Origin of the sequence: Acinetobacter sp. YH01020, assembly GCF_013420275.1 — a bacterium.
In the GTDB taxonomy this organism is placed as follows: Bacteria; Pseudomonadota; Gammaproteobacteria; order Pseudomonadales; family Moraxellaceae; genus Acinetobacter; species Acinetobacter amyesii.
This window is the reverse complement of the sequence record NZ_VOYN01000065.1, coordinates 1-16734: the sequence shown is the minus strand read 5'-3', so window position 1 is coordinate 16734 and position 16734 is coordinate 1. Positions and strand designations below refer to the sequence as shown.

18 protein-coding genes and 1 pseudogene are annotated in these 16734 nt (G+C 40.9%); 7 read left to right on the top strand and 12 right to left on the bottom strand.

What is annotated here, in order from left to right; translation table 11 throughout:
• Window positions 1–15: 15 nt before the first annotated feature.
• Genes FTT85_RS16545 through gatC form a run of 4 tightly spaced genes read right to left on the bottom strand, consistent with a single transcriptional unit; the run spans window position 16 to window position 3874 of the window.
• Entirely contained in the window at window positions 16–495 is a 480-nt protein-coding gene (locus tag FTT85_RS16545) for a hypothetical protein (protein WP_180183997.1), read from the bottom strand.
• A 59-nt stretch (window positions 496–554) separates the two neighbouring features.
• Window positions 555–2030 (bottom strand): Asp-tRNA(Asn)/Glu-tRNA(Gln) amidotransferase subunit GatB, encoded by a 1476-nt coding sequence (gene gatB, locus FTT85_RS16540; RefSeq protein WP_180184003.1) that lies wholly within the window; start codon window positions 2028–2030, stop codon window positions 555–557.
• Window positions 2030–3508 (bottom strand): Asp-tRNA(Asn)/Glu-tRNA(Gln) amidotransferase subunit GatA, encoded by a 1479-nt coding sequence (gatA, locus tag FTT85_RS16535; RefSeq protein WP_180184002.1) that lies wholly within the window; start codon window positions 3506–3508, stop codon window positions 2030–2032. The genes gatB and gatA overlap by 1 nt, the downstream gene beginning before the upstream one ends.
• A 51-nt stretch (window positions 3509–3559) precedes the next feature.
• A complete protein-coding gene (gene gatC, locus FTT85_RS16530; protein WP_078189985.1) occupies window positions 3560–3874 on the bottom strand; it encodes an Asp-tRNA(Asn)/Glu-tRNA(Gln) amidotransferase subunit GatC in 315 nt (104 codons plus the stop codon).
• 133 nt (window positions 3875–4007) lie between these two features.
• Here gatC and FTT85_RS16525 point away from each other — a divergent pair, with 133 nt between their 5' ends.
• The 6 genes from FTT85_RS16525 to FTT85_RS16500 all read left to right on the top strand — a co-directional run bounded on the left by FTT85_RS16525 (window position 4008) and on the right by FTT85_RS16500 (window position 8773).
• Window positions 4008–5054 carry a rod shape-determining protein gene (locus FTT85_RS16525; RefSeq protein WP_086178633.1) on the top strand — a complete coding sequence of 349 codons (1047 nt, stop codon included), beginning with the start codon at window positions 4008–4010 and terminating at the stop codon, window positions 5052–5054.
• A 16-nt stretch (window positions 5055–5070) separates the two neighbouring features.
• A complete protein-coding gene (gene mreC / locus FTT85_RS16520) occupies window positions 5071–5928 on the top strand; it encodes a rod shape-determining protein MreC (RefSeq protein ID WP_180184001.1) in 858 nt (285 codons plus the stop codon).
• A complete protein-coding gene (gene mreD, locus FTT85_RS16515; protein WP_168379038.1) occupies window positions 5915–6406 on the top strand; it encodes a rod shape-determining protein MreD in 492 nt (163 codons plus the stop codon). The genes mreC and mreD overlap by 14 nt, the downstream gene beginning before the upstream one ends.
• On the top strand, window positions 6394–6960 hold the full coding sequence (locus FTT85_RS16510; RefSeq protein WP_168379037.1) for a Maf-like protein: 567 nt from the start codon (window positions 6394–6396) through the stop codon (window positions 6958–6960). Before mreD ends, FTT85_RS16510 begins: the two co-directional genes overlap by 13 nt.
• Window positions 6961–7002: 42 nt before the next feature.
• Window positions 7003–8457 (top strand): ribonuclease G, encoded by a 1455-nt coding sequence (rng, locus tag FTT85_RS16505; RefSeq protein WP_111885603.1) that lies wholly within the window; start codon window positions 7003–7005, stop codon window positions 8455–8457.
• Window positions 8458–8599: 142 nt separating this feature from the next.
• Window positions 8600–8773 (top strand): PA1571 family protein, encoded by a 174-nt coding sequence (locus tag FTT85_RS16500; protein WP_168379036.1) that lies wholly within the window; start codon window positions 8600–8602, stop codon window positions 8771–8773.
• Between the two features lie 311 nt (window positions 8774–9084).
• On the opposite strand, the gene FTT85_RS16495 is transcribed toward FTT85_RS16500, so the two are convergent.
• Both FTT85_RS16495 and FTT85_RS16490 read right to left on the bottom strand, forming a co-directional pair.
• Complete coding sequence (locus FTT85_RS16495; protein WP_168379035.1) at window positions 9085–10464, bottom strand: wax ester/triacylglycerol synthase family O-acyltransferase; 1380 nt, start codon at window positions 10462–10464, stop codon at window positions 9085–9087.
• A 167-nt stretch (window positions 10465–10631) separates the two neighbouring features.
• Entirely contained in the window at window positions 10632–11366 is a 735-nt protein-coding gene (locus FTT85_RS16490; RefSeq protein ID WP_168379034.1) for a phosphoadenylyl-sulfate reductase, read from the bottom strand.
• Window positions 11367–11566: 200 nt separating this feature from the next.
• Here FTT85_RS16490 and thrH point away from each other — a divergent pair, with 200 nt between their 5' ends.
• A complete protein-coding gene (gene thrH, locus FTT85_RS16485) occupies window positions 11567–12184 on the top strand; it encodes a bifunctional phosphoserine phosphatase/homoserine phosphotransferase ThrH (RefSeq protein WP_078189978.1) in 618 nt (205 codons plus the stop codon).
• Window positions 12185–12256: 72 nt separating this feature from the next.
• On the opposite strand, the gene FTT85_RS16480 is transcribed toward thrH, so the two are convergent.
• The 6 genes and pseudogenes from FTT85_RS16480 to FTT85_RS16455 all read right to left on the bottom strand — a co-directional run.
• On the bottom strand, window positions 12257–13429 hold the full coding sequence (locus FTT85_RS16480) for an OmpP1/FadL family transporter (protein WP_180115425.1): 1173 nt from the start codon (window positions 13427–13429) through the stop codon (window positions 12257–12259).
• A gap of 304 nt (window positions 13430–13733) precedes the next feature.
• Window positions 13734–14993, bottom strand: a complete 1260-nt coding sequence (locus FTT85_RS16475; protein WP_180184000.1) for an OmpP1/FadL family transporter — start codon at window positions 14991–14993, stop codon at window positions 13734–13736.
• 679 nt (window positions 14994–15672) lie between these two features.
• On the bottom strand, window positions 15673–15876 hold the full coding sequence (locus tag FTT85_RS16470; RefSeq protein ID WP_119064304.1) for an AlpA family transcriptional regulator: 204 nt from the start codon (window positions 15874–15876) through the stop codon (window positions 15673–15675).
• Window positions 15873–16235 carry a hypothetical protein gene (locus tag FTT85_RS16465; RefSeq protein WP_180183999.1) on the bottom strand — a complete coding sequence of 121 codons (363 nt, stop codon included), beginning with the start codon at window positions 16233–16235 and terminating at the stop codon, window positions 15873–15875. Before FTT85_RS16465 ends, FTT85_RS16470 begins: the two co-directional genes overlap by 4 nt.
• A complete protein-coding gene (locus FTT85_RS16460) occupies window positions 16228–16404 on the bottom strand; it encodes a hypothetical protein (protein ID WP_180082617.1) in 177 nt (58 codons plus the stop codon). Before FTT85_RS16460 ends, FTT85_RS16465 begins: the two co-directional genes overlap by 8 nt.
• Window positions 16397–16734 (bottom strand): annotated as a pseudogene (locus tag FTT85_RS16455) (hypothetical protein); the annotation flags it as partial. The pseudogene FTT85_RS16455 and the gene FTT85_RS16460, both read right to left, overlap by 8 nt.

Sequence of the window (16734 nt, the reverse complement as noted above, 5' to 3'; positions counted from 1 at the left end):
TGTTCAAATGGCGATTCAGCGTTTAATTGGTTTTGGGAAAAAAGAAGAGTTTAAGGAAATTTTGGCAATTTTAAGAAAGCAGAATCCTGATAGGATAAGGGTTCTGTGAAATTTGTCGTGTACAGAGGCTTTTTCTAATTCATCTAAATTACAAATTTTTAAAAATTTATTTGTTTCCTCAATGTATGGGTTGATTTCAACTTTTTCTGATATTAACTTTAAAATCGCTGTAATAGTTTTGTTTTTTTCATTTAATTTAACATCTTGTAATTCAGCTATTGCAATAAAATCTTTAAAGTTTTCAAAACAAATGATACAAGGGAAATTGCGCAAGATTAAAAATGATTCATTAGTTAAATCTTTAAATTTTTGACGAACTGCCTCATCAGTGTGTTCCACAAAACGACTTGTGCTATAGGTAATAGAAATTAGTTCATTATCTAAAGTATCTATTTCATATTCTGAATAACATTGTAAGAGATTAAAGTAAGCCATAAAAAACCCCGCATTAAGCGAGGTTTTTATAACATGAAATCAATTAATTAGCGAATAAATTAACCAATCAATTTCTTCATCAACTCATTCACTTGAGCAGGGTTGGCTTTACCACGTGACGCTTTCATCACTTGACCAACCAGACCGTTGAAAGCTTTCTCTTTACCAGATTTATACTCTTCAACCATCTTCTCGTTGGCAGCAAGAACTTCCTTAATAATCGCTTCAATCGCGCCTGTATCAGTTTCCTGTTTCAAGCCTTTTTCCGCAATAATCTCGTCCGCAGTTTTGCCTTCTTCCCACATAAAGCCGAACACTTGTTTCGCGATCTTACCGCTGATGGTATTGTCCACAATACGTGCGATCATGCCACCCAGTTTCTCACTCGACACAGGAGAATCAGCAAGGTCTAGGCCAGCTTTGTTTAGAGCACCTGAGAATTCACCCATTACCCAGTTTGCCGCAATCTTACCTTGTGCAGCACCGCCAGCAGCTTTCACCACATCTTCGTAAAACTCTGACATTTCACGAGTCAGTGTCAGTACGTGAGCATCATACTCAGTCACACCGAAGTCAGCCACGAAACGCGCACGACGTGCCGCAGGCAGCTCAGGCATTTGCGCTTTAATCGCTTCGATTTGCGCATCTGGAATCACCACAGGCAACAGATCTGGATCAGGGAAATAGCGGTAATCGTTCGCTTCTTCTTTTGAACGCATTGAACGCGTTTCCATCTTCACAGGGTCGAACAAACGTGTTTCTTGGTCGATGGTACCATCCCATTCCAAGATTTCCATTTGACGTTCAATTTCAACATTGATCGCTTGTTCAATGAAACGGAAAGAGTTCAAGTTTTTCAACTCGCAGCGTGTACCAAACGGTTGACCCGGACGACGTAAAGACACGTTACAGTCGGCACGGAATGAACCTTCTGCCATGTTTCCGTCAGAAATACCTAACCAACGTACAAGGGTGTGAATCGCTTTAATATAAGCAACCGCCTCTTCAACCGAACGCATATCCGGTTCAGAGACGATTTCAAGTAACGGTGTACCTGCCCGGTTGAGGTCGATACCAGATTGACCTTCAAATTGGTCATGAATCGATTTACCTGCATCTTCTTCAAGGTGCGCACGTGTTACGCCAATGCGTTTTACTGTGCCGTCTTCAAGTTGGATGTCGATATGACCCAAGCCCACAATTGGGTTGTCCATTTGGCTGATTTGGTAGCCTTTTGGAGAATCTGGGTAGAAATAGTTTTTACGTGCAAATACAGACGCTTGGTCGATGTAAGCATCAATACCCAAACCAAAGCGAATTGCAAGATCAACCACTTCTTTGTTGAGTACTGGCAATACGCCCGGCATTGCCAAATCTACAAGGCTCGCTTGTGTATTTGGGTCTTGACCAAATGTGGTAGATGAACCTGAGAAAATTTTGGTATTGGTCGCAAGCTGAGTGTGAATCTCGATACCAATAACGACTTCCCAACCATCAATCAGGTTAGATTTTGGTTTCGCAGCGTTCTTAGCCATTATGCGTTCTCCTCAGCAATTGCAGCGCGTTGTGTATGCCAATCGGTTGCTTGTTGGTACTGATGCACCACAGACAACAATTGAGATTCTGACCAGTAGTTACCAATCAACTGTAAGCCAACAGGCAAGTTGTCTTTGTCAAAACCAACAGGCGCGTTAATCGCAGGAAGACCTGCCAAGTTCACTGCGATGGTGTAGATGTCGCCTAAGTACATTTCTACAGGAGACAGGTTTGCACCAATTTTATATGCAGTCGTTGGTGCAGCAGGAGCAGCAATCACGTCTACAGATTCAAATGCTTTTAAGAAATCTTGTTGAATTAAACGACGTACTTTTTGTGCTTTCACATAATAAGCATCGTAGTAACCCGCAGACAGCGCGTAAGTACCAATCAAAATACGTTGTTGAACTTCTTTACCAAAACCTTCAGAGCGTGAACGTTTGTACAAGTCCATCAAATCCACAGGGTTTTCTGCACGGTAGCCATAACGTACACCGTCGAAACGAGATAAGTTAGACGATGCTTCAGCAGGGGCAATCAAGTAGTAAGTCGGCACGTAGCTTTCAGTCATGTTTAGGTCAATCTCAACCAAGATTGCGCCCATTTCTTCAAGCTTTTTCAGTGACTCTTCAACGCGTGCTTTTACGTCTGCATCTAAACCAGCAACGTTAAAGTACTGTTTAGGAATACCAATGCGTAAGCCTTTTATTGAAGTGCTGTTGAGGTTCGCTACATAGTTATCGACGTCTTTTTCAACCGAAGTTGAATCTTTCGCGTCATGACCTGCCATCACGTTCATGAGGTAAGCACAGTCTTCAGCCGAACGTGCCATTGGGCCGCCTTGGTCTAAAGATGATGCATACGCGATCATACCGAAACGAGAAACACGACCGTAAGTCGGTTTAAGACCAGTCAAACCACAGAAAGACGCAGGCTGACGGATTGAACCGCCTGTATCTGTACCTGTTGCAAATGGAGCAAGATCGGCTGCTACAGCCGCAGCAGAACCGCCTGAAGAACCACCCGGAACATGGTTTAAGTTCCAAGGGTTAGCCGTAGCGCCATAAAATGAATTTTCAGAGGTCGAACCCATGGCGAATTCGTCCATGTTCACTTTACCTAAAGTGACAAGGCCCGCAGCTTTACCTTTCGCTACAACGGTCGCGTCGTAAGGAGAGATAAAATTGTCCAGCATTTTAGAACCAGCAGTGGTTTTAATGCCTTGGGTACAGAAAATATCTTTATGTGCAATTGGTACACCGGTCAACGCAGTTGCATTGCCTGCTTTAATTGCAGCATCAGCCGCATCTGCTTGCGCAAGTGCTTGTTCAGCTGTCACGGTCACGTATGACTTGACTTGAGCATCGATTTTTTCAATGCGTTTTAAATAGTGTTCTGTCAATTCGCGTGAAGAAAATTTAGCGCCAGCCAAACCTTCAGACAATTCACGAATTGATAAGCGATGTAAATCTGTCATGAGAAATATTTCTTTACGTTTAATTTGAAAAAATGTTGATCTGAATAAAAATTATTCAATCACACGCGGAACAAGGTACAAGCCATCCTGTACTGCAGGAGCAACTGCTTGATATGCTTCGCGATGATTGGTCTCAGATACCACGTCTTCACGTAAGGGCTGTGGATTGTCGAATGGACTTTTTAGTGGTTCAACACCGTCAGTATCGATGCCTTTCAGGGTTTCCATCATGCCTAAAATTTTATTTAAACTTTGAGCATAGTCAGCAGATTGCGCTTCATCTAGCGACAATCGAGCCAGATGGGCAATCGCTGAAACTGTTTGTGCATTTAGATCTGCAGAATGCTGTGCATCCGATGTAGACATAACATTACCTAATCAGTATTAAAAAAATTCAAAATATCGTGGCTTATAATAAGCGATTGACTTGTTCAAATCATCACATTTAGTTAAAGTTGCCACCTTGCGTCCATATAAAAGTTTAACTGAGAACGTCCCCGTGATTCTAAAACGACTAATTGGCTTGTTTTCGCCGGATCTTGCCATTGATTTAGGCACTGCAAATACACTTATTTATGCGCCAGGACGAGGCATTATATTAAATGAACCGACGGTGGTGGCAATTCGCCACAGTGGTTCACAAAAAATCGTTGCCGCAGTAGGTCTTGACGCGAAACAAATGCTAGGTCGTACACCTGCAAATATTTCTGCAATTCGCCCAATGAAAGATGGTGTGATTGCTGACTTTGAAGTCACTGAAACGATGTTGAATCAATTCATTGGCAAAGTGCACGAAAAACGTTTGTTCCCACCTGCACCGCGTGTCGTGGTGTGTGTGCCATGTAAATCGACGTTGGTGGAACGCCGTGCAATCCGTGAAGCTGTATACAATGCAGGTGCACGTGAAGTTCGCTTAATTGAAGAGCCAATGGCTGCTGCAATTGGTGCAGGTATGCCTGTTGAGCAAGCCTGTGGTTCGATGGTTGTCGATGTTGGTGGTGGTACAACTGAAATCGCGATCATTTCACTTCAAGGTTGTGTCTATGCAGACTCACTACGTATCGGTGGTGATGTATTTGATGAGCAAATCATAAACTACGTGCGTAAAGCACATGGTTGTGTGATTGGTGAAACCACTGCAGAAAACATCAAAAAAGAAGTTGGTATGGCGCTTCCAGAAGAAGGTGCAAAACCTTTGGAAATCGAAGTCCGTGGTCGTAACTTGGCTGAAGGTGTACCTCGTGCGATTACTGTCACTTCTGATGAAGTGACTCAAGCGATTTCTGATCCACTGCAAAACATCGTGGCTGCGGTTAAATCTGCACTAGAGCAAACGCCACCTGAGTTGTCTTCAGACATCGCAGAACGCGGTATTGTGTTGACTGGTGGTGGTGCATTACTTCGCAATCTTGATAAGCTTCTTGCAAAAGAGACAGGTCTTCCTGTGGTGGTTGCAGAAGATCCACTATCATGTGTTACACGTGGTGGCGGTAAGGTTCTCGAATTCTTCGATAACCCTAATCATGACATGTTATTTGTAGGCTAAGAAAAGGACTCGGCGGGTGCAAACGCAACTGTTTTCAAGACAACCGCCATCTTTTCGCTCATTTATCATTGCGGTGATTACATGCTTGGTGGTGCTTTTCTTTGATTGGCGCATGCCACATGTAATCCAACCGGCCAGAGACGTCTTGTATGCGGCATATAATCCAATTTATGCCCTTGCAAGCTATCCAGTGTTATCGCGAGAATGGCTGAATCAACAAACCAAGTCTGAAGCTCAATTACGTCGTGAAAATACCGCGATGAAAGCAGAGTTAATTCAGGCTCAAGTCCGTTTACAGAAACTATCTGAACTTTCTGCTGAAAATACTCGACTGCGTGGCCTGCTCGATACACCACTCATTATTGATGGTCGTATGGAGATTGCCGAAGTCATTGGTACCGATGCTGATCCCTTACGTCATATTATTGTGATTAACCGTGGAGCCAGCAGTCAGCTTAAAGTGGGACAAACTGTACTCGATGACAAGGGCATTATGGGGCAAATTATCAATGTTTACCCGCATAGTAGTCGTGTCATGTTGCTCTCAGACAAAGAGCACTCTTTATCCGTGCGGATGGAGCATACCGGTATGCGCGCAATCGTTACGGGTACAGGTGACTTAGGTCGACTTAAGATGGAATACGTACCAACCAGTGCCAATATCAAAGTCGGTGAAAAAGTCTATAGCTCAGGGCTAGGGGCACATTTCCCAGCGGGTTATTTGGTAGGGACAGTCTCGAAAGTCAGTCGTCACAATAGTGGTGAATTTGCCCAAATTGATATCAATCCTGCTGCCCAATTGGCAGGTGGTCATCATGTGGTTGTGCTATTTTCCGATTCTTTAGCGATGGAGCAACCGCATGTCACTCGCTAAGCTTAGTCGTCATACAGAGCGCGACCCATTATTTCCAATTATCTTTTCCATCATTTTGGCATCCGTGCTGATGGTGTATCCGCTTTCTTATGACCTATCGGGTTGGCGCCCATTATTCATGATGATGATCATGCTATTTTGGGTCCTCTGTCAGCCGACATGGTGCGGTGTTTGGTTTGCATTTGCCACAGGTCTCTTTACGGACTTATTGACTGATGCGCCATTTGGCATGAACGCACTGAGTTTTGTGGTCATTGCATTTGTGACACGCTTTTTGACCCGTGAACGTCGTATCCTCACATTTGGTAATTTATGGATTATTGCTGCAATGGCAATTTTCGCGCATTTACTGTTTGTGTGGATTGTTCAAGTGATGGGTGGAGCACAGTTTTCATTTGCCCGCCATTGGCAGCCAATTGTTACTAGCTTACTCATTTGGCCAATCATGTATTACTTCTTGAGAAAATGGCGCATATAATTTTAGCTTCGAGTTCTCCTCGACGACGCGAACTATTGCAACAATTAGGTCTGGAATTTGAAATTTTCAGTCCAGATATTGATGAGTCCGTGTTGGAAGGAGAACCTGTAGCGGATTATGTAGAGCGTTTAGCACGTGCTAAAGCTTGCGCAGTACAACAACAATTCCCTGATGCTATTGTTATTGCCGCCGATACCAGTTTAGGCGTTGATGAGCACATTTTAGGAAAACCAGCGTCGAAAGCACATGCTTTTTCTATGTGGGAAATGATCTCTGGACGAAAACATGATGTGTTTTCAGGTGTTTGTGTCAGTACAAAAGATCAAATATACAGTATAGTAGTGCGCACACAGGTTGAATTTCAAACGCTGAGTCTAGCTGACATGGAAAGCTATTGGGCAACAGGTGAACCAATCGGCAAGGCGGGAGCCTACGCCATTCAAGGAATTGCTGCGCGCTATATTCCTTGTATTGAAGGGAGCTACAGCAATGTCGTTGGGCTGCCTTTGCATGAAACCGTACAGTTATTACAGACAGTTAAGGCATTAAATTAACTGCTGCAACACAAGAATTTTTATAATGTTTTGAGTTTTGATATGTCTGACGAGTTGTTGATTAACGTCACACCGATGGAATGTCGTGTGGCGTTGATTCAAAACGGTACGGTCAATGAATTATTTGTTGAGCGCACCGTGAAGCGTGGGTTAGTGGGCAATATTTATAAAGGGAAAGTTGTTCGCGTGCTTCCGGGTATGCAGGCTGCTTTTATTGATATTGGATTGTCGAGAACGGCTTTTTTACATATCAATGATATGGTCTGGCAGCGCAATCAACCAACCCCGAATGTTTTTGAGCTGTTACAACCAGGGCAAGTACTCACCGTACAAGTCATGAAAGATATGTTGGGTACCAAAGGTGCACGACTATCAACTGATCTTTCTATTCCTTCTCGTTACCTTGTTTTAATGCCATATGGCAGTCATACCGGTGTTTCTCAGCGCATTGAGTCTGAAGAAGAACGAGATCGCTTGCGTAGCATGATTGAACGCATTCAAAAGGAACACAACTTACCGGGTTCAGTCATCGTTCGTACTGCTGCCGAAGGTATTCCTGAATGTGAAATTGCGCAGGACATGGCCTATTTAGCAAAACTGTGGGAATACATACAACGTAAACAACGCAGTATTGTCGTACCTTCTTTGATTTTTGAAGAGCTACCTTTACCTCAACGCGTCATCCGTGATTTGGCCAATGAAGAGACGTCTAAAATTCAGGTCGACTCACGCGAAGTGCATGGCAAATTGCAAGAGTTTGTCCAAGAATTTGTACCGAGTATGCAAAATCGCTTACTCCATTATCCGGGTGAGCGTCCAATTTTTGACTTGTACAATGTCGAAGAGGATATTCAGAAAGCCTTACAGACACGTGTAGCACTTAAGTCTGGCGGCTACCTGATGATCGATCAAACTGAAGCGATGACCACGATTGATGTCAATACTGGCTCCTACGTCGGTGGTCGTTCGCTTGAAGACACTGTGTTTAAAACCAATATGGAAGCCACACAGGTCATTGCACGTCAGCTCCGACTACGTAACTTGGGCGGGATTATCATTATTGACTTCATTGATATGCAAGAAGCACATCATCGTGAAGAAGTGATGAGCCAGTTTGAGAAAATGCTTGAGCGCGATCATGCTAAAACCAAGATCACTCAAGTGTCTGAGCTGGGTTTGGTGGAAATGACTCGGAAACGCACCCGTGAATCTTTAGAGCATCTCCTTTGTGATTCTTGCCCGACCTGTCAGGGGCGTGGTTATGTGAAAACTGCTGAAACAGTTTGCTATGAAATTTTCCGTGAAATCTTGAGATATGCACGTGCTTATGAATCACAAAGTGGTTTCACTGTGGTGGCACATCCGTCGGTGATTGATCGATTGTTAACTGCTGAAGCACCTGCGGTAGCTGATTTAGAGCACTTTATTAGCCGTGTGATCAAGTTCCAAGTGGAAAATTTATATACGCAAGAGCAATACGATATCATTCTGAGTTGAAATTGTAACAGAATATCGTTAAACACTTGTTACAACTGAGATTTTACTTTTGAACTGTTATTTTGAATACTAGACACATCAAATAGCCAAAGCCATTTTCCCGTAATGAACTTGAAAATGGCTTAGCAAAAAGAGGTGTATTATGGGTGTTAGTAAAACAGTAATGAAAAGTGGTCTTAAAACTGTTGTTGAAGCAAAAGCGATCCATTCAGGTTATATCGTGGATGAACGTGGTAATGAAGTTCAAATTACAGCGTCTATGATTCGTTCTGCTTGTCATCAGTTACTTAAACAGTGCCGAGCTATCAAAGCTTAAATATTGAAATATAAATAATGTAATCCAGAGGGTTAAAGTGCTAACGCGCAATTCTAAAATATTTAATGTGCTAAAATTTTATAAATAATGGAAAATAAACTTAATTATCAGTTCGTATCTACAAGTCATAATTAAACAATAACAACGGATTTGTTCACCTAAATTTTAGCTTATACACGTAAATTGCTCCAAAAAATCACTCAAAGTTCAAATACTAAAAACCCGTCTAGATTGTTTAATTTAGACGGGTTTTTAATTTTTTGGATGGTTCAAGATGCTGATGAATTGATACCAAATCTAGAAACAGGCGGTTAGCTAACCGCCTGTAACTTTGGGGAATCTTGGTTCACAATAGTTTCAAATCGTTGAATTTCTTCTTCCAAATGCGTCAGTAAATTTTGCATTTTTGGCAGCGCATTACGACATGCGGTTAAACCAACTTCAAGCTTATCTAAATAGCTGGTCATGGTGATATTAAGCGCTTGACCATCCAAAACAATAGACGCTGGGTAGAGCGCTTCTAAACGTGCACCATTCCAATATAACGGCTCTTGTGGGCCGGGAACATTCGAAATGACCAAGTTAAAGGCCTGACGTTTTGGCATGAAGCCTGATGCAATATTTAAACCTGCTGCACTGTAGACAAAAGCACTGTAGTTTAAAATTTGATTCGAGTTCATCCGCTTAAAGCGCTCTTTGGCATTGAGCACACTACGACGCACAATCTTCAACCGTTCTAGCGGATCTTCTTTATGGGTTCCAAGATTGGCCAAAATCATGGTAATACGGTTTGACATATCTGAATCATCGGTACGAACTGATGCAGGCACCATGGCAATCAATGGCTTTTTAGGTAAAGCATTTTGTGTAATTAAATATTCACGTAATGCGCCTGAACAAATTGCAAGCACAATATCATTAATTGTTACGCCGAGTGACTTGGCAATATGTGACAAACGTGAAAATTCAAAAGACTGAGCAGCGAAACGACGAGAAGAACTAACCCGTTGGTTTAATATTGAACTCGGCGCTTGGAAACTAGACACATAATCTGGGTTACGCCCCATATCTTTCATTACTGTTTGTGACAGTTCGTACAAAACTCGTGGAGTTGAGTCAAGTTGTCCCTTAATGGTCGATAACAGACCTTTCATACGACTGGATTTAGGCTGTTTCAGGCGTTTTGCACGAGGGCCTTCTACACACCATGGTGGCACAATTCTTTTAGCATCTGGGTCATGCGAAAGTGATTTTTCAACTAAACGCATACCTGCAATGCCATCGACCATCGCGTGGTGGATTTTGAAGTACATCGCAAAACGATTGCCTTCAATGCCTTCAATAATATGGCAAGTCCAAAGCGGTTTCGCACGGTCAATCAGCGCACTGTGTTCTTGAGAAATATAAGTCAAAAGTTCACGAATACGACCGGGATGCGGCAGTGCGATATGGCGGAAGTGATGATCTAAATCAAACTCTTCGTCTTCATCCCAAAAGAAGCCGTTGAGTTTATTGTTAAAAGGAGGAATAGGAATGGATTTTGAATTACGAATATCTGCGACTAAATCTTGAATAAAAGTATCTGGTGCATTGTCAGGGATCTGAAATAAAAATAGACCACCTACGTGCATCGGTTGTTGCCGTTTCTCTAAATTTAAGAATATGAAATCAATAGGATGTAATGGACGCATAGCGTTGATTGCCTCACTGCAATTTCTACAGCTGCTCATGTATGAGTAGCATTGTTAGAATTATTAAATTGTCATTTGCAGTATAGCGTTTTTACGTTGAAATGATACGGAATTATGTGTATCGATGCGTTGAAAAAAACCACTGCTATGCAGTGGTTTTGTGATCTTTATTTTTTCATGTTGCCTGCGTGTAAGCCGCATTCTTTATGGGTTGCATCTTCCCACCACCAGCGACCTTCTCGTTCGTGTTGATTCGGTAAAACAGGACGAGTACATGGTTCACAGCCAATCGAGATAAAGCCTCGTTCGTGTAGTGGATTATATGGAATTTCCATTAGACGGATATAGTTCCAGACATCAGCGCTAGACCAGTTTGCCAAAGGATTATATTTAATCAATTGCTTGCCCGGACCTGAAAAACCGGGGTCTGCTTGTACCACAGGAATTTCATTACGTGTGCCTGGGCTTTGGTCTTTACGTTGACCTGTGATCCAGCCATCTAAAGTGGCTAGTTTTTTACGCAAAGGTTGTACTTTACGGATACCACAGCATTCTTTATGTTCATCTTGATAGAAGCTAAAAAAGCCCTTTTCTGTTACCAGTTTTTGTACGGCATCACTTTCTGGGAAACAGATTTCAATATCAATTTTATAATGTTTACGGACAGTATCTAAAAATTGGTAAGTTTCAGGGTGTAAGCGACCGGTATCTAAACTAAATACACGAAAAGGAATCCCTAAGTTCGATGCAAGATCAATCAGTACAACATCTTCTGCACCAGAAAAGGAAATCGCAACTTCACCTTGCTGGCTAAGCGCAAGTTTCATAATCTCAGAAGGTGATTTATCTGCATATTCAGATGCAAGTGCATCGACAAGGTCAATAGTAGGGATGGTAGTCATGAATGTCCTGGCTATAGGCTTGGAACGTTAAAACCTATATTAATTTATTTCAGAACTATTTTAATGGAAATGCTAAAACACACTTATCACTAAAAAATAGATACTTATGAAAAAAATAGATTTAAAAAAGAACAATGCATTTTTTTATTCTTCCGCTATGATAATGAAAAATTTTTTTCACATAACAGAGGGTAGAGTGCATGGAAGTCGTTTGTTTAGATCTAGAAGGGGTTTTAGTACCTGAAATTTGGATTAATTTTGCGAAAAAAACAGGCATTAAAGAACTTGAAGCAACGACTCGTGACATTCCAGATTACGATGTGTTGATGACTCAGCGTTTAAATATCCTAAAACAACACGGTTTGGGTTTAAACGATATTCAAGACGTAATCGCAGATATGGGGCCATTTGAAGGTGCAAAAGAGTTTGTAGAGTGGGTGCGTACTCATTTTCAATTGATTATTCTTTCAGATACTTTCTATGAGTTTGCACATCCATTAATGCAGCAACTTGGTTGGCCAACGATTTTCTGCCACAAATTAGAAACTGATGAAAATGGTATGATCTCAGCTTATAAGCTTCGTCAACCTGATCAAAAGCGTAAAGCCGTTCAAGCATTGCATGGGTTAAACTTCCGGGTGATTGCAGCAGGTGATTCTTATAACGATACGACGATGCTTGGTGAAGCAGATGCGGGTTTCTTATTTGATGCGCCTGACAATGTGATTGCAGAATTTCCACAATTCCCACCAATTCATGGCTATGCTGCATTAAAAGAAGCGATTCGTAATGCTTCAGTTCGTGATATTCCAGCTTAATTCTGTATAGCTGGTTATAGAAAAGGGCGCTTATGCGCCCTTTCTTGTTTAATGCAAAGCTGTTCTAACAACTTAGAAGCGATAGCCTATTTTCAAACCATAGCCAAGCGCATGGTTATCTTCAAATTCACCTACTGGATTACCACCAGTTTGAGCAGTAGCATCACCTAACCAGAAGTATTTAACACCTGCTTGGATGAAATAGTTTTCAGCAGGACTATATTGACCACCTAGACCAACATTCCAATTCCCTTCAACAGGGCCTAAAGTCGTAATAGGGTTGCCAGCACCAGAGTCATAACCCACAGCTGCAGTACCCGCCCATTTATCATTGAACTTACGAGAAATACCTGTAGTGATTGAGTACTGATCGTCAGAATAATCAATTAAATTGTTGCCGCCTGAACGTTGGAATAATGCTTGCGGTGTTACTGCAAATTGATCCCAATGAACCCAGCGAAGGTTAGCAAAAGCTAAAGTGTTTGCAGCAATACCAGTTTGTAAATCTACGTTTACAGATTGCGGTGTAATTGCATCAACACGAGCGTCAGCTAAACCGATCGTAGTACCTGTAGGTAGAGTAACACCAGGAGCAACAGTCATAGGAGATGAAAGCGTATAAGTTTCTTCACCAGTTGCTTTGTGCTTGATTTCTGAACGATACGTTACAGAAGCTTTTAAAGCAATTTTTGGAATAGAGTAGGCGAAACCTGCTAACCAACCATATGCTTCTTCTTCAGCAATCTTGATGTTATAACCAGAAAGGCCTTGGTAAGCTAAACCACGGAGTTTGATATCTGCTTCAACAGTTTGCCATACTGGACCTGCATAGAAGTTCCAGTTCTCTGTTGGTTGGTAACCAATTAACGCTGTTAGGTTTTGTGTATCAACTTCAACACTTGTACCCGTGCCGTTTGAACCGAAGAAAAGTGAATTGCTGTCGTATGCTGCATCTGCACCATACGGTTGATCATAGATCAAACCTAAAGAAATTTTATCAGTCGCTTGTACTTTAATTGCTGCTGAAGGGAAGTAGTAGTCTTCACCCATGTCATCAACTTTATTTTTCAGTAAATCTTGACCTTCTACTTTTGGGTCTAAAATAGAAATGCCAGCTTCTGCGTAGTTACCAGGTTGTAAGAATGCTGAAATAGACTGACCTGAACGATCTAGACCCGCTGCAAATAATGATGCTGTTGGTAAAGCGGTAAGTAAAATTGCGTAGCTAAGGTGATTTAAGCGCATACTTTTCCCTGTTCGTAACTTTTGATGTTATTTCAATGTGTGGAAAGTAACATAAATAGAAAAACAGTAAATAAGAGTTGCTACTCTAAAAATGAACTGTATAAGTTAAAAAATAAGCAATGCTAGAGTAATTATTCTAGAAGGTGTTATTTATGTTTATGATTTATAAATAAAAAAATAGAGTATTTAACTTAATGTTTATCTTTGAACTTAAGAAATTCAAATGCTCAATCTATGAACATTTGAATTAAATTATTTTTACAATAGTAGATTGGATATATTTCCAATCTACTGATACCGAGAATTAGAAGCGGTAACCGATTTTTAGACCGTAAGCCCATGCATCGTTATCTTCAAATGATGCTACTGATTCATTTGTACCAAACATTGATGCAGGTTGTGCTTCAGCATCACCTAACATGAAGTATTTAACACCACCTGCGATAAAGTAGTTAGGCGCTGGGCTGAATTGTAAACCTAAGCCAACGTTCCAGTAGCCTTCAGTAGGACCAAGTGTTGATACAGGGTTGCCTGCACCAGAATCCCAACCTACAGAAACGTTACCAGCCCATTGTTCACTCAATTTACGACCTATACCAACTGTAGCATTGATTTGATCGTCAGAATAAGCAACAAGGTCAAATCCACCAACAGGACCACGACCAAGGGCACCTAATGTTTCAGATGCTTTACCAAAAGCGGTTGGGCGAATTGCAAAATTTGACCAATCTACCCAACGTACATTTGCAAATGCGACAGTGTCGGCCATGATACCAGTTTGAAAATCAAGGTTAACAGACTGCGGTGTGGTGATCTTAGTGTCAGCACGCGTTGAAAAAGCACCGCCTAGTAGAGCACTGCTTCCAGTTTCAGTGGTTGCAGCTTCGTGATCAATCTCAGAACGGTAAGTAATAGATGCTTTTAAAGCAATTTCTGGGATTTGGTACGCTAATCCTGCTAACCAACCAACGGCACTATCTTCTTTCATATTTGCATTATATAAACCGAGAGCTTGGTTTGCTCCATATGCAATACCACGTAGTTGAACATCGCCTTTTACTGTTTGATATACACCACCGCCATAAATGTTGAAATTTTCAGTCGGTTGAAAACCTAATATCATCGAGATATTTTGAGTGTTAACTTCGACTTCCGTTGTTTCGCCCATTAATTGGAATGCGCCAGGGTTACCTGCAACTGGTAGTGTTTGATCTGTTGCACTATATTTAGCTTCTGCACCAAAAGGTTGATCATATAGTAAACCAAAAGAAAAATTATCAGTTAGCTGTAATTTTAATGCTGCGTGTGGAAAATAGTAATCACCCGCCATGTCATCTAGTGATGTATTAGCAAGAGCTCCTAATGTTGGGTTGCTAGCAGGTGCAGTGCTGTTCATCTTCCCTGAAACATTCGGATCTAAAACCGAAATACCTGCTTCAAAATAGTTCCCTGGTTGTAAAAATGCAGAAATAGATTGTCCTGAACGATCTAGTGCTGCTGCAAAAGCACCTGTCATTGGAACTGAAGCAAGAATCATGGCTGTAGCTAAAGTTTTTAATTTCATTCTTCGTCATTCCTTGAGATACGAATTTGATTTTTATGGTTACTGCATATATTCGTTATGGAAAACTTCTTAATACTCTTAGGCTTAATTGTTACTCCATGTGACAAAAATAGCACAATTAAAATAAGAGTAAATGCTCTAGATTGAAAAATATGGCTAAAAGTTGCTATTTTTAGAGTAAAAGTACTAATTAATATATATAACATTTTGATTATTATTTAATATTTTCATTTAGCGCATTATTTTCTAAACCTAGAAAAAAATTGAAAAAATTTTGATATGAGCAGTCATAAATTGATTTTTTGGCCTTATGGACCATACTATGTGTCGTTTTTTGCATTGAGAGGTAGGTGGCTAGCACATTTTAAAGCGCTATTTAACTGTTCTTAAAAATAGTCTTTGAACAGTAATCTTTGTAAAAACAATAACTAAGTTAAAAACTGTAATTGATAGGTTTTTAGTGTGAAAGGTTCTTTCTTCATATTTATTGGTATATGGGGGATTACAAATACAGGGAGGAGGGATATCTCAGAAATTGTGCGCTCTGCGGGTGTCGAACTCTATATTTAAATTAATGATTATAAAGTATAAATTATTTTAGTTAAGTTTCAGTACCGTAAAAAATACCGTAAAAAAATAAAGTGCTATATAAATATTATGCCAAAAAAAGCCTCCGTAATTAAGAGGCCTTGGCTTTGTGTTGCAAAATCCATTCATCAAGTTCAGATTCTTTCCATCGAGCTATTTTGCGCTTTCCAGTACCCAGTAATATTGGTTGAGGGAATTCACACTGCTCGATCCATTTATAAATGGTTGACTTGCCAATTTGAAGTTTTGCTATAACTTGATCAATTGGCAATAATTTTGTTGACTGATCGCTCATGACACCTCTCCCAAACTCTTCACCACGCCATTCGGCAACCCAAACACATCTTTAAAAGCCTTATCAAATTCACCGCTTGCAATAAACCGATCAATATCAGAACTTGGATGGTCGTGCTCCTTTATATAACTACTCAATGCCTGATATATACCGTTTGAATTTCCCTTTGTTACACCGACATGAATCTTGTCACCAATATTTTTAACTGAAAATTCAACATTCAGATTTGAAGCGTCAATGATTTCCATAAATGGTACAAATTCGTCCTGATTAAAAATCAGATCAAATGGCATTTCTTTGTGTAGCTCGTCGCAAACATAGTTAGCCAGTTGAAGTTTTGTTAATTGAATTTCAGTCATTCCATTCTTCCTCAAACACTGTTTCACTAAGCTCCCCACCACAAAAACAACAAAACTTAAAAGAGTGTTCCGATGGCAGCATACAGTCATTAAAAACAAAGGTTTCACCACACTCTGTTTCCCAGTTAGCATCTTGGTTCTCAACCCAAGCACATTGTTTTTCAATCATTGGCTGGCTCCTGTGCTTCGATCATGGCTGTGTAATCTTTTGATAAGCGCTCTACAAACTTTCTGTGTTCACCCATTGAGGCGGGGAAAACCTTACCTTTCATATATGCTTCAATCTGCTTAGGAGTTATCTCAATAGGAACAACCGCAAACCCTTCCGGCACCGCTTGGGCTTTGGCTTCCTGCTCAATAGCATTTGCAAAGTCATAAACATATGCGTTTAAGTCCATGTTTCCACTTGCTTGCAACTTTAAAGAAAAACCGTTTGCCAAAGCCAATTCTTTAATTTTCTGAATATCCATCACACCACCTAAACCTTTAGTTCGCCACG